Raw genomic sequence first — 12,890 nt, forward strand, 5'->3', positions numbered from 1 at the left:
CAACAGGCCGCGCAAAGGCCTTACAACCACAGGCGTACCCTGGGGGTACCCCGTCTAGTTCTAGGAGTCGCACGTGTCCGCTGTCGCGCCCGACGGCAGGAAGCTGCTCCGCCTGGAGGTCCGCAACAGCGAGACCCCCATCGAGCGGAAGCCCGAGTGGATCAAGACCCGCGCGAAGATGGGGCCGGAGTACAACGCCCTCCAGTCGCTGGTGAAGAAGGAGGGGCTGCACACCGTCTGCCAGGAAGCCGGCTGCCCCAACATCTTCGAGTGCTGGGAGGACCGCGAGGCGACCTTCCTCATCGGCGGCGACCAGTGCACCCGCCGCTGCGACTTCTGCCAGATCGACACCGGCAAGCCCGCCGAGTTCGACCGGGACGAGCCGCGCCGGGTCGCCGAGTCCATCGTCACGATGGACCTCAACTACGCCACCATCACCGGCGTCGCCCGCGACGACCTGCCGGACGGCGGCGCCTGGCTGTACGCCGAGACCGTACGCCAGGTGCACGCGCTGACCGCCGACCGCGAGAGCGGCCGCACCGGCGTCGAGCTGCTGATCCCCGACTTCAACGCGGTGCCCGAGCAGCTGGCCGAGGTCTTCTCCTCCCGCCCCGAGGTGCTCGCGCACAACGTCGAGACGGTGCCGCGGATCTTCAAGCGGATCCGCCCGGCCTTCCGCTACGAGCGCTCGCTCGACGTCATCACCCAGGCCCGCGCGGCCGGGCTGGTCACCAAGTCCAACCTGATCCTCGGCATGGGCGAGACCCGCGAGGAGGTCAGCCAGGCGCTGGCCGACCTCGTCGGCGCCGGCTGCGAGCTGATCACCATCACCCAGTACCTGCGCCCCTCGCTGCGCCACCACCCGGTGGAGCGCTGGGTTAAGCCGCACGAGTTCGTCGAGCTCCAGCAGGAGGCCGAGGAGCTGGGCTTCGCCGGGGTCATGTCGGGCCCGCTGGTGCGCTCCTCCTACCGGGCCGGGCGACTGTACCGGCAGGCGCTGGAGCGGCGCGCGCAGGCCGCGGTCTGATCCGGCTGGGTCGGTTGGGGCAGCGGGGTCGGCTGATCCTGCCGATCCTGCTGATCCGGTGCTTTTGAGCCACCCGCATGCGGACGAAGGGCGGAGCCTCGGCTCCGCCCTTGTGGTTTTCACCGCGCTTTGACTGCCTGGTCACCGCCTGGTAACACGGGATGGTGACGATGGACTCGTTGCGATCGTTCGATTCTTCTCAGCCACGAGGGGAGCTGTTCGGCATGCGGATGCGCATCCGGTCGGTGGGGGTCGCGCTGCGGCTCGCCGAGAGCGTCCTGCTGGCGGGTGGCCAGCAGCAGGCCCGGCGCAACGCCTGGGCGGCGGTCTGCGAGAACCGCCAGTACGCGGCGGACCGCCGCCACGACGCGCGGGCGGCGACGACGTCACCGCCACGACGGTGACGTCCCCGACGGTTCTCTACAGTTCTCCACGGTTCTCGACGGCGACGTTCTCGACGGCGACGTTCTCGACGCGACCGCGCCGGGGGCCGTTCGCCGTGGCAGACGGTCGCTGTGTGCGACGACACAGGGCACACGAGTCACGGATCGAGGCGAACGGGTACCCGGGCTTGGTTATCCCGTACCCGTGCCACGTACCATGAGCGTTATGGCGAGGGAAACATCCGAGAACCCCGGGCGACTGAAGCAGATCCGCCTGGCGTACACCATGACCAAGAAGGTCGACACCAAGATCGGCCTGATCATCGCCGGCGTCGGCCTGCTGACCTTCGGCGTGTTCCTCGCCATCGGCTTCGCAATCGACCACCCGATCTACCTGGGCATCCTGGGCTTCATCGTGGCCTTCCTGGCCATGGCGATCGTCTTCGGGCGCCGGGCCGAACGCGCGGCGTTCGGACAGATGGAAGGGCAGCCGGGCGCCGTTGCGGCGGTGCTGAACAACATCCGACGCGGCTGGAGCTCCAACTCCACCCCGGTCGCGGTCACCCGCAACCAGGACGCGGTCTACCGCGCGGTGGGCCGGGCCGGAATCGCGCTGATCGGCGAAGGCAACCCGAACCGGGTGCGCCAGCTGCTGGCCTCCGAGAAGAAGAAGATGGCCCGGGTCGTCGGCGACGTGCCGGTGCACGACATCGTGGTGGGTACCGGCGAGGGCGAGATCCCGCTCAAGAAGCTGCAGATCCACCTGATGCGACTGCCCCGCGCCATCACCGCGTCCCAGGTCACCGAGACCAACGACCGTCTGCGCGCCCTGGGCGACCTGCTCTCCAAGGCGCCGATCCCCAAGGGCCCGATGCCCAAGGGTGCCCGGATGCCCAAGGGCGGCCAGGCCCGCTGACGCTCCCCCGACCACAACACTGAACGGCCCCGCCGCGGAGATCCCGCAGCGGGGCCGTTCAGTGTTGTGCGGCAAGGTCGTCCGGCCCTGGATCCGGACTGGGTCAGGGCCTCGACAGATCCCGACTAGATCCGGACCTCGACGGTGCCGACCGCCTTGTCGTGCAGGCCGCGGGTGTCACGGTCCCAGACCAGCGGCGGCACCACCAGGCAGAGCAGCAAGGTGCGCAGCAGCACCTGCGGGATGGTCGCGCGGCCGCCGTCCAGGCGGATCACCCGGAGGCCGAACAGCCGCTTGCCGACGGTCGTCCCGGTGGTGGCGAGCAGCACCGCCGCGACCAGGAAGTAGAGCGGGCTGGTCCACAGGTTCGCCTCGGCCGGGCTGCCCTTGCCGATCAGCCCGTAGGCGATCAGCGCGACCAGCCAGCCGTCCACGAACAGGGCGCCGATCCGGCGGCCGGGGCCCGCGATCGAGCCGGGGCCCTCCTTGGGCAGGCCGAGGCGCTCGCCGCGGAAGCCGAAGTCGGCCCCCATCTTCTCGGCGGCCGCCTTCGGGCCGTCGATCCACGATCCCAACGCTTCTCTGGTGTCCACGAATCCACACTAACCGGGCGACCCGTCCGGACCGCCACCGGCTCCCCCGAACGCCACGGGCGGGTGAATCGTGCCGCCGGAGCTTTCCAAGTGGTCCAGACCACTTGTGGAGAGCCGAGCCTGACGGCGGTACGTTTTGCCCCGTCCCGTACATCTTTGCCACCCGATCGGCGGGCGTGGTTAACATTTATGAAACGACCGGGTCACCGGCCGGAAACGGCCCGTTCCTAGGGTGAGCCACATTCGCACGCCGAGGAGGATGGATGTTCAACAACGCCGCCGAAGTGAAGCAGTTCATTCAGGACAACGACGTGAAGTTCGTCGATGTCCGCTTCTGCGATCTGCCTGGCGTCATGCAGCACTTCTCCGTACCTGCGGCGACCTTCGACCCGTCCGAGATCCTGATGTTCGACGGCTCGTCGATCCGCGGCTTCCAGGCCATCCACGAGTCCGACATGGCCCTGGTCCCGGACCTCGCCACGGCTCGGCTCGACCCCTTCCGGGTCGAGAAGCACCTCAACATCAACTTCTTCATCCAGGACCCGGTCACCGGCGAGGCCTACAGCCGCGACCCGCGCAACGTCGCCAAGAAGGCCGAGGCCTACCTCGCCTCCTCCGGCATCGCCGACACCGCGTTCTTCGGGCCCGAGGCCGAGTTCTACGTCTTCGACTCGGTCCGCTTCGAGACCAGCGCCAACGCGTCCTTCTACCACATCGACTCGGAGGCCGGCGCCTGGAACTCCGGCGCCGCCGAGGGCGACGTCCGCGGCTACAAGGTCAAGTACAAGGGCGGCTACTTCCCCACCCCGCCGGTGGACCACTTCGCCGACCTGCGGGCCGAGATGTCGCTCGAACTGGCCAAGTCCGGCCTCGAGGTCGAGCGCCAGCACCACGAGGTCGGCACGGCCGGCCAGGCCGAGATCAACTACAAGTTCAACACCCTGCTGCACGCCGCCGACGACCTGATGCTGTTCAAGTACATCATCAAGAACGTCGCCTGGCGCAACGGCAAGACGGCCACCTTCATGCCCAAGCCGATCTTCGGCGACAACGGCTCGGGCATGCACGTCCACCAGTCGCTGTGGACCGAGGGCTCGCCGCTCTTCTACGACGAGCAGGGCTACGCCGGCCTCTCCGACACCGCCCGCTACTACATCGGCGGCCTGCTCCGGCACGCCCCCTCGCTGCTGGCCTTCACCAACCCGTCGGTGAACTCCTACCACCGCCTGGTCCCGGGCTTCGAGGCGCCGGTCAACCTCGTCTACTCCCAGCGCAACCGCTCGGCCGCGATCCGCATCCCGATCACCGGCTCCAACGCCAAGGCCAAGCGCATCGAGTTCCGCGCGCCCGACCCCTCCTCCAACCCGTACCTGGCCTTCGCCGCCATGCTGATGGCCGGCCTCGACGGCATCCGCAACAAGATCGAGCCGCTGGAGCCCGTCGACAAGGACCTCTACGAGCTGGCCCCCGAGGAGCACGCCAACGTCCCGCAGGTACCCGCCTCCCTCCCGGCCGTCCTCGACGCCCTGGAAGCCGACCACGAGTACCTGCTCGCCGGCAACGTCTTCACCCCGGACCTGATCGAGACCTGGATCGACTTCAAGCGCACCAACGAGATCGCCCCCATCGCCCTCCGCCCCCACCCGCACGAGTTCGAGCTGTATTACGACCTCTAAACCGGCCCCCATGGGCCACCTGGCCAGGAGGCCACCCTAGGGCCTCTGACCTGCGAAAACGTCTATCGCAAGCTCTCGCTACTACTCGCCCGTCCTCGCCCTCATGTGAAATGAGTGTGAAATGGCGACGCCAATAGCTGACGTAGCATCAGCCGAGCGGGTCGACGCCGGGGCCTGTCGCTCTCCCCACGGAGGGTGACGGGCCCCGCTTGCGCCACCCTCAGCTCAGGGCATCACCCACCGTCGCCAGTCGCTCGGATCGCCACCTCCCTGTCAGTCCTACCCGCCATGATGCGCACGGGCTCGTTTGCACAGGGTGAGCGAGCAACTACCGTGCGAGGGATAGTCGATGACCGAATCTCCTGTCATGACTCCCGACTTCGTGGAACAAGTGCTGGCCGCGCAAGCCATCGTCAGGCGGGATTGGGCGGGGGTCCGCTGCGCAGCCGCCACGTGCGATGGGCCCGTCTCAGCAGGGACATATTCCTGCCGCAAGTGCATGACCGACGAAGAGCGGGAAAGCGCGGCCTTATTGCGCCGCTGGGCGAAGCCGCTTGTCGATCGATGGCTGCCACACCTCTGGCCGGCATGCTGGTTCTGGCCGCTCCCCGACACGGGAGGAGCGCGCTGGGCATCCGAGACCACTTCCCTGTTCAACTGGCAGCAGGGCCGCTGCGCGATCTGTTGGTGGCAGGAGACTCGCCCCGAGGCCCGCCGCTGCCGAGAATCGGGATTGGTTCAGGACCATAATCACGCCACCGGCATGCTGCGCGGTTACCTCTGCATTTGGTGCAATTCGTCTGAAGGTCATCGAACTTCGGATGGCCGGTTTCTGAACTATCGGCTCCGCCCACCTACCGAATTGCTCGGAATCCGCTTCCGGTATGGCCGCAAGATGCGGTCGGTTGAAGAGTCAGCGGGCCAGCTTTCCTTCGGAGATGCATTTTAGCCTCCATTGCAAGCGGAGGTGGCTGGCTCCCTGTGATCTTCCAATATACGACGACTACTGCCTCAGCCCACAGCCGCTCCGGAGACCGTGCTCGGTGGCGACCATCTGCTTCCATAGGACCATGTTAGGGGTGGTGCACCGAACGGCTCTCATCCCCCCAATCGAGTGAACAAGTCCAGCAGGTGCCGGAAGTACCGACTGTAATGCCCTAGGATTTGGAATCAGCCTGGCCCGTGCGAGGGGCCAGATCCGGGTGCCTTATCCGACCTGTCGGCACCGACGGAGAACCTTCTTCGCATGTATGTCCGCACGCCATCGCCAAGGACAAACTCACCACGTATTTGCGTCAGTTCGCGCCGGGTCGGGGCACCTCACTTCTCCAGAGTGGAAGCGATCATGATGCACCAGCAAGCAGCGGCAGCGCGTGCCGACTTCACCCAGGAGCCGCTCGAAGTGGTCCGACTCCGCATCGGCCAGTTCGACAGCTTCGCTCGGCTCATCCCGCAGGCCGACGGAACACAGGCGCTCCTCGAAGCGCTCTTTCTCTCCGCGGTCGCCCGCAGCACAACCGGGGCTAATCTCGGCACGGCTCCGTTCGGCGTCATCGATGTGAGCCCGCTGCCGAATCGGCTGGACGTCCATCTCGCCGGGCCCGAGGCGTTCCGGCCGGTGCTCGATCTGCTCCCGACCCGGGACAGTGACAAGACGATCCACGGAGTCGCTGGCCTCCTGGCCCGGCCCGTCCGTACCGCTGTGCACGTGGCCTTCGACCACAGGCAGGCGAGCGGGGAGTTGCGGTTGTGGACCGAGGGTGCCGACCTGACTGAACTCCTGGCTGAGCACGCGGCTGCCACCACAGCGCGAGGGCGTCGGGTGATGTGGAGCACCAGTTCGCCGCTGCCTAAGCCGAAGCTCGTACACGGGCGCAGGGCCGTTCGGGCGCTGGGCCGGCAGAAGCCCAGCCCGGTCACACCGCCGGTCAGGACGTCGCAGTTCCTGGCCAGCGCTCTGCTGCGTCGTCCCGGGATCTGGACGCGCCTGGAGGGCCACCTGGACCTGAGGGTCTCCAGCTCGGAAGTCGAGCACGGTGTCGACTGGCTGCTCGACCGCGTCGTCACCCAGGGGGCGGCGGTCCACGATGATCGCATTGCCTGCGTTCTGGGCGACGCGATTGCAGGGCCCGACCTCATCTGGGATCGGGCAATGCACGCCTGCGGCCCCGATGAGTGCCGGATGCGGTTCGTCCCACGGGAGGCCGGCCATGGGTGGAACGGAGTGCTGACCGTGCGAACTGTTCGGGCCACCTCAGAGCACCTTCCAGCACGCCGTCCCAGGCCGTTCACGGTCCTCGCGGAATCCCTTGTGGAGAACAAGGTCTCGCCGCTCCGACCCGCACCCAATGGCGCGATGCCGTCCTTGGACGGACACGACCGGAACTCCGGACTCGTCGTGCAGCTTGAGTCGGTGGGCTACTCCCTGAGCAAGACGTCATGCTGGAAGATCGCCTTGCACGTGGGCGCAGGCTGGGCCCAGCACGGTTGGCGAGTGCTTGTCGTTCACGACGTCAGCGAGGCATCCGCGCAGCCAGCGGCCTATCCCCCTCCAACGTGGCCCGAACGGCCTCGTCCAACGGCCCCGACAGAGGATGCGCCCTGGCAGCGTCTTCGTCTCACCAGCGGCCCGGGAGAGCTTCACGTCCACGTGGGAAGCCACAGCTGGGAAGCGTTGGAGAAGCTCATCCCGCGGGCCCGGTCCGACTTCGACTGGATCATCCTGGCGGACAGCATCTCGCACAGTTACAGGTACATGGGCCCCACGATGCTGGACGGGATCACCGATCGCTTCGTGGTCGCGGTGGAAGACCCGGGCTACGCAACCACGATCGCCGTCGCGAGTACCGGCGGCCAACAGGCCACGCACGTGGGCCGCCACGTCGATCTGACACCGGCCGAGTCCGCGACTGCCTGGCGGGAGCGGAACCTCCGGATGTTGGCAAGTGACATCCCGGTAGCCGGCCTCATTCTCGTTCCGGGGAGTAAGCACTCCCAGCCGCCTGTGGAGTTCCGGGACGCCGCCGACGCTCGACTCGCCGACTTCGGCACGCCCGTCCTTACCCGTCTTACCAGCGAACTGATCTTCGAGGAGCACACCGTCCTGGACAACGTCAGTCCACGCGCGCGCGAAGACCTCCTGGCCACGAGTGCGCACCTCGCCCACCTGCTCGCGATGCACGCAGTCGGGCGGTCGGCCCCTTCTCTAAAGGCTCGTGCCTGACTCGGAGCCGTGGGCCCGGAGGCAACCGTCCGGGCCCACCAGCATCTTTGCAGCCTTGTAGGCTCGGCAGGTGACGACCAGCGTGCGGGCCCGCCTGTGGAAGTTCAGCGTCCAAGCCGATCCGGACGGCATCTCGGACATCGTCGCCGTCGAGGTCGGCCAAGGACATCTACCTGTGGCGCTCTCACGACTGATCCACATCAACGCCCTTGCCTGTGACCTGCGGAAGATCATCGATCCGCGCGTACGGGATCACGAGGTTGCCCTCCTGCTCAGCTACATCACCGCAGGCGCACCCGGCACGCTCCTCACCGCGAAGCATAAGACGCTGCTGGCCAGCTCGGGGCACATCAGCAGGTTCGTCGCGGAAGCCACCGGCCTTGGAGTGATGACCGCCGCCAGCGAGTGCCTGTTCGCTTGGTCACCGGCCGACGGCTTGCACAGCTTCGATGTCCTACCTGGCCAGTTGGTGAAGCAGTACGGCGGCGGAGGAGTTCGCCCAGACCTGCTCTTCCACGTGGCAGGGGGACCGCTTGCGGGCGAGGCCCGGGGACGCAGGCGCCGAGCCAAGCAGCTGTTCCCCGAGACGGCGACAGCCGGTCAGCGAGGCCGGCTACTCCAGCTCGCCGCATGGTCGGCCGCCCACGCGGGCCACGCATACTTCATGAGCTGGGTATGGATCGGTCCCGCTGGTGTGGGAGTCGACATCTTCCTGCCCGCCAGTGACAGCGTCGACAGTGCCTTGGACTTGACGTGGATCGACGAGCCGGGACATGCAGTATGGGAGATCCGGGCAGAGCGCCGCAGAGCATCCGCGCGGGCTGAAGCTCCAGCCGAGGAACCCTGGGTAGAGGACCTGGACTGGGACGAGCCTCGGTCCCGAGCCGAGATTCGCCCGGTTCGCTCCGACAAAGCCCTGTTCGGGAAGAAGGTGCTCAGCCCGGAGGACCTGATGGATGCGGCGCTGGCCCGCCGGTTCGAGATGACGGGCGACGTGGAAGGCGAGATTGGCGGTGTCCTGATGCGTGGACGATGGGTTTCGGCCGACCGTCTGGGCCCTGCCACCCACGAAGTCCTCCTCGGAGTCCTTGCCGACCGTCTACCTGATCGGACAACAAGGCGTGGCCACATCGCGCGGCACGCGCAGTCGCTGGACACCCATCTGGACGGACGGATGCTGACAGTGGTCCGTCGTGTCGACGAAGACCGGCCGTCCTGGGACCGCATCACGGCAGACCTCCTCGAACCCTCCTAGTTGCACTCGCCGGAGCACGTGTAGAGACGCTGCTTCACCGATGGGTGGGATCGCCTCCACGGGCAGGATCAGGTCCTGGCAGTCGTGCAGGCTAGCGTCGGGGACCGCAACCGACAGTGGCAGCGGTGAGGCCCAGAACCAGGACAAAATCGAGAACACCGACGTGCTGGGGGTTCCGCGAAACGTGCTGCCCTGGTTCGTCCCCGTCGATACGATCGTCCCGTTCCATCTTGGCCGCCCTGGAGGAGTCCCAGAATGACTGAGTGGCTGGCACTGAGCCAACCAGCACAATCCGGGCATCGCCGCCGCCATCGTGCTCCAGGACGGCCGTGTTCTGATGGTCCAGCGCCGTGTCTCCGAGGGTGAGCTCTTGCGGCAACTCCCCACGGGTGAAGTCGAGGCCAGCGAATCGCTGAAAGCAGCCGCTGTCCGCGAGACCGCCGAAGAGGTCGGCCTGCCGGTCGAGGCCGTCCGCCAGCTCGGCAAGCGCGTCCACCTAAAGACCGGGCGACAGATGTCGTACGCCGCGTGCGAGGTGGCCAGCTGCGCTGCCACGGTGGTGGACACCGAGGAGCTGGGCGCGCCGGCGTGGATCACGCACGAGCAGGTCGCCGAGTACGTGCCGTACGGCCCGTTCGAGCCGTCGTCAGGCATACCTGGACGAGCAACTGCTGCGTGGGTAGCGCTCGCCGTTCTCGCAATCGCTCTTCATGTGAAGTGCGTCGGCCGTCACGAGCTGATCTTGGACACCCTCTGTCCTTGGCGGACCGAAACTTCGGAACCCCTCGTCTAGGAGAACACTTGGCCAGCTTCACCGACCCGAGGCTCACCACCGGCGTCCTCAACGTCGAGATCAACACCAGCGTCATCGGCGCCTACTGGGCCGGGTACCGCGTGGGCTATCTCCTCGCCGCAGATGGCCCAGAGATCCTGCCTGGCTACACCGAGGCGACCGAACGACTGGAGTATCTCGAAGACCTGCACGCCATCCTCGAAGAGCAATCAAGCACCTTTGCTAACCGGCACAGGATCAAGAAGATCAAAGAGGAAAAGGTCAAGCAGAGGAAGGCCGTAGAGGAATTCAATCCCGAGGATATTATCAAGAAGAGGTCGAGAGAGATCGACCTAGAGCTGTCATTTTCACATCTCACCGGGCGTGAGCGCGTAATTTCGGGCACCGACGGAGCCTATTCAGCAGGCATTATCAACGGCTGGGTTTGGTTCACATACCAGCGCGACAGCCACATGCTCAATCCCCTCGTTCCGCGGCAGGCCCAGGAGTCAGCCCGGAAAGACCAGGAGGTTCGAGCACGTATCTCCTATCGCAAGCCACCTACCGGTTCAAGCGTTCCCCATGCGAGTCGAACTCACGTCTACATGATGACGGCCGCCGGATCTCGGCTCATCAAAATCGGCGTGGCAAAGAACCCGATGCAGCGCCTTCGAGAGTTGCAGACCGGAAGTCCGGGAAAACTTGACGTTCTGTGGCTCGTCGAGGGAACCCGCGCACTTGAGAAAGCACTACATGGCAGACTCTCCGCCTATCGCGCCCGAGGCGAGTGGTTCGATCTCAATTCACTAGGCAATCCCGCAGAGGCGATCGAGAAGCATATCGCCGAAATTAGGGAGCAGAACAAGAGCCATCTGTCCCGATATTTCTACGAAGACGACGCCACGACCTCCTAGTGAGACGACGACCCGCCCCTGCCTTACGCACAAACCTGCCAGCCACTAATATTTAAAGCGAGTGGCCACCGTGGGTGTTGTGTCGTCGGCGGGCGGGAAGCTCCAGAACCTCGGTGGCGCGGGTGCCCCTGGCCGATGCCGGCAGGAATCGCGACATTCCTGCTGTTGGCGGTCAGCCGGTCAATGTCCTGACTTCCTTGTCGATGGAGTCGAGGGGCCCGCCCCCCATCGAGCGAGTCCAGAATCAGCCCAAGGGCACCCGGATGAGGCGGACCCCGCCTTCGTCCGGTCGGTCCACGCCGCCGCGAGCGATCCCGATGTGCTGAAGGACCCATTGCCTACGACGCTCTGCGGTGTCCGCACCGACCTGTTGGTGCACACGCACTACCGGGCTGGACCGACCCATTGGTACATACGCACTACCGGGCCAGTTACGGGGAGCCGTGGTACCCGGCAGAGTTTGAGGATCGTCGATGCCGTGAATGCGAGAGGGCCCTTCGGAACTGGTAGCGGGCCTGCTGATCAGCGACCGCGGCGACCGTTCGCCCTGCGGACGCTGATGCTCTGGCTCTACTTCCAGCTACCGTCCGCGCCCGATTCGGGCAACTGTCGCGGGAAGGTCAACGTCCCGTCGTACGCTGCTGCCAGCAACGTTGCCCACCGGTCGACGAACGCATCAAGGTCGGTTGCGTCCAGCGGCCTGAACGGGACAGCGACCTGATGAAGGTCCGTAGTCTCGAAGGCTCTGCGGGCGCCCACGTCCGGCCGGAGTGCATACGGCTCGGTTCGCGGATGCTGGTTGATCGTCGGGAAGGTCATGAAGGCGGTCTCGAACCATCGATATCGCCCGCCACGGGCGTTGCAGTACCACAAGGAGTGGGACCGTCCCCTGTACCCGTAAGTACCGACTCCGCCCGGGTTGGCGAACCCGGGGTGGGGCCCGGGATGGAAGTCGGGCACCTGAAGCGTCACGGCTGCGTAGGCGATGACGTCAAACGGTGGGGGCGAAGTACCGACCCAGTCGTGGGCGGGGCGGGCGGAAGAGAACGCGAGTGTCGCCCGGCCAAGGGTGAAGATCCATCCGTCCTGGCCCAGGTCCTGGACCGTCCCGGCCGGGGCTTGGTGCGCAATCTCCCTCAGCAGGATCTCCGAGATCCTGGTCAGGTCGGCTTCGCCGACCGCAAGGATCTGCTCCCGCCGTTCCGCCTCCGCGTTCCACTGGACGGACAGTCGACCTTGCTCGGCCCGTTGAGTCACCTCGGCCAGGTTCGCGGCGGCGAGCGCGGCCCGGCCGCCTTCAACGGCCGGCCCGCCCGCCCGGGTCAACAGGTCAAGAACCTCGGCAGGAGTTGGCCGGAGCTCGGGCAGCTTGTGAAGGCACTCCGCGACGAGGGCAGCCAGGATCGACGGTACGCCTGGGAGCCTGGGCGGTGCCTCGTGGACGTGCTGGCGACGGAGGTCTTCGCGCGTCGGCCCGAGGAAGGGGAGGTTGCCGCTGAGCAGCTGGAACGCGATGACGCCGAAGGAGTACACGTCAATGGCCACCGTCTGGTGGTCGTAGTTCCAGACTTCGGGGGCCTGGTACCACGGAGTCCCGGCCCCCTTCCAGGTGTCCATCGTCCCTGTCGTTGCATCGGCATAGCGTGCGAGGCCGAAGTCCGCCAGGCACCAGCGTCCGCCCAGCAGCAGGACGTTGGCCGGCTTGAGGTCGCGGTGAACCACGCCTTCGGCAAGGTCGGACAGCGCCAGCGCGATGTCCAGCAGGATGGTGATGGCCTCGGCGAGGGGGACCGTGCCTCCGGCTACCTTGAGGTGTGCTTCGAGTGATGTCTCGGCCAGCGGCATAACGATCACCCACGCAGCGGCTGGACCGCCCTTACTGAACTGCCACTCGGCGACCTCGCCCTTGTCGATCACGGGGACGACGTTGCGGGCCTTGACGTCGGCGAAGAGCAGCTCCCGTCCGGCGATCTCCCTGTGCTGCGGGATGAACTTCACGGCGGCCGAGGTGCCGTCCTCGGCAGTGGCCTCGAAGACCTCACCGAAACCGCCGGAGTCACCGATGCGCCTGCCGATCAGCCACCCCTTGGCGCCCAGCACCACCCGCGTCTCTTGCACGCCGCCATCGTCC

Annotated in this window: 10 protein-coding genes and 1 pseudogene; 9 read left to right on the top strand and 2 right to left on the bottom strand. The window is 66.5% G+C overall.

The genetic code is table 11. The features are described 5' to 3' along the window. The first annotated feature begins 73 nt into the window (after positions 1-73). The 3 genes from lipA (at position 74) to AB0P03_RS13315 (ending at position 2,326) form a co-directional block, all read left to right on the top strand. Positions 74-1,027, top strand: coding sequence for a lipoyl synthase (gene lipA, locus AB0P03_RS13305; RefSeq protein ID WP_063347320.1), 954 nt, complete (start codon positions 74-76; stop codon positions 1,025-1,027). A 224-nt stretch (positions 1,028-1,251) separates the two neighbouring features. Next, positions 1,252-1,431 (top strand): hypothetical protein, encoded by a 180-nt coding sequence (locus AB0P03_RS13310; protein ID WP_363580931.1) that lies wholly within the window; start codon positions 1,252-1,254, stop codon positions 1,429-1,431. Between the two features lie 205 nt (positions 1,432-1,636). Beyond that, positions 1,637-2,326 carry a DUF4191 domain-containing protein gene (locus AB0P03_RS13315; RefSeq protein WP_063347321.1) on the top strand — a complete coding sequence of 230 codons (690 nt, stop codon included), beginning with the start codon at positions 1,637-1,639 and terminating at the stop codon, positions 2,324-2,326. A gap of 125 nt (positions 2,327-2,451) precedes the next feature. On the opposite strand, the gene AB0P03_RS13320 is transcribed toward AB0P03_RS13315, so the two are convergent. Next, entirely contained in the window at positions 2,452-2,919 is a 468-nt protein-coding gene (locus AB0P03_RS13320) for an RDD family protein (RefSeq protein ID WP_350885262.1), read from the bottom strand. 263 nt (positions 2,920-3,182) lie between these two features. Here AB0P03_RS13320 and glnA point away from each other — a divergent pair, with 263 nt between their 5' ends. The 6 genes and pseudogenes from glnA (at position 3,183) to AB0P03_RS13350 (ending at position 10,759) form a co-directional block, all read left to right on the top strand. Continuing rightward, positions 3,183-4,595: a type I glutamate--ammonia ligase gene (glnA, locus tag AB0P03_RS13325; RefSeq protein WP_063347323.1), complete on the top strand. Its 1,413-nt coding sequence runs from the start codon at positions 3,183-3,185 to the stop codon at positions 4,593-4,595. Between the two features lie 499 nt (positions 4,596-5,094). Then, positions 5,095-5,544, top strand: a complete 450-nt coding sequence (locus tag AB0P03_RS13330) for an endonuclease domain-containing protein (RefSeq protein ID WP_363628813.1) — start codon at positions 5,095-5,097, stop codon at positions 5,542-5,544. 384 nt (positions 5,545-5,928) lie between these two features. Next, on the top strand, positions 5,929-7,818 hold the full coding sequence (locus AB0P03_RS13335) for a hypothetical protein (RefSeq protein WP_363628815.1): 1,890 nt from the start codon (positions 5,929-5,931) through the stop codon (positions 7,816-7,818). Between the two features lie 70 nt (positions 7,819-7,888). Continuing rightward, entirely contained in the window at positions 7,889-9,073 is a 1,185-nt protein-coding gene (locus AB0P03_RS13340) for a hypothetical protein (RefSeq protein WP_363628817.1), read from the top strand. Between the two features lie 298 nt (positions 9,074-9,371). Continuing rightward, positions 9,372-9,716, top strand: a pseudogene (locus tag AB0P03_RS13345) (NUDIX hydrolase); the annotation flags it as partial. 158 nt (positions 9,717-9,874) lie between these two features. Beyond that, positions 9,875-10,759, top strand: coding sequence for a GIY-YIG nuclease family protein (locus tag AB0P03_RS13350; RefSeq protein ID WP_363628818.1), 885 nt, complete (start codon positions 9,875-9,877; stop codon positions 10,757-10,759). A gap of 570 nt (positions 10,760-11,329) precedes the next feature. On the opposite strand, the gene AB0P03_RS13355 is transcribed toward AB0P03_RS13350, so the two are convergent. Beyond that, positions 11,330-12,877 carry a serine/threonine-protein kinase gene (locus AB0P03_RS13355; RefSeq protein ID WP_363628820.1) on the bottom strand — a complete coding sequence of 516 codons (1,548 nt, stop codon included), beginning with the start codon at positions 12,875-12,877 and terminating at the stop codon, positions 11,330-11,332. Positions 12,878-12,890 lie beyond the last annotated feature (13 nt).

The sequence above is a fragment of the Kitasatospora sp. NPDC088779 genome (genome assembly GCF_040685395.1).
Lineage (GTDB): Bacteria > Actinomycetota > Actinomycetes > Streptomycetales > Streptomycetaceae > Kitasatospora.

What these genes read in the sequence shown, in the direction of transcription:
- AB0P03_RS13310 (WP_363580931.1), top strand. Translation starts at nt 1,252, where the DNA reads ATGCGGATGCGCATCCGGTCGGTGGGGGTCGCGCTGCGGCTCGCCGAG.
- AB0P03_RS13315 (WP_063347321.1), top strand. Translation starts at nt 1,637, where the DNA reads ATGGCGAGGGAAACATCCGAGAACCCCGGGCGACTGAAGCAGATCCGC.
- glnA (WP_063347323.1), top strand. Translation starts at nt 3,183, where the DNA reads ATGTTCAACAACGCCGCCGAAGTGAAGCAGTTCATTCAGGACAACGAC.
- AB0P03_RS13330 (WP_363628813.1), top strand. Translation starts at nt 5,095, where the DNA reads ATGACCGACGAAGAGCGGGAAAGCGCGGCCTTATTGCGCCGCTGGGCG.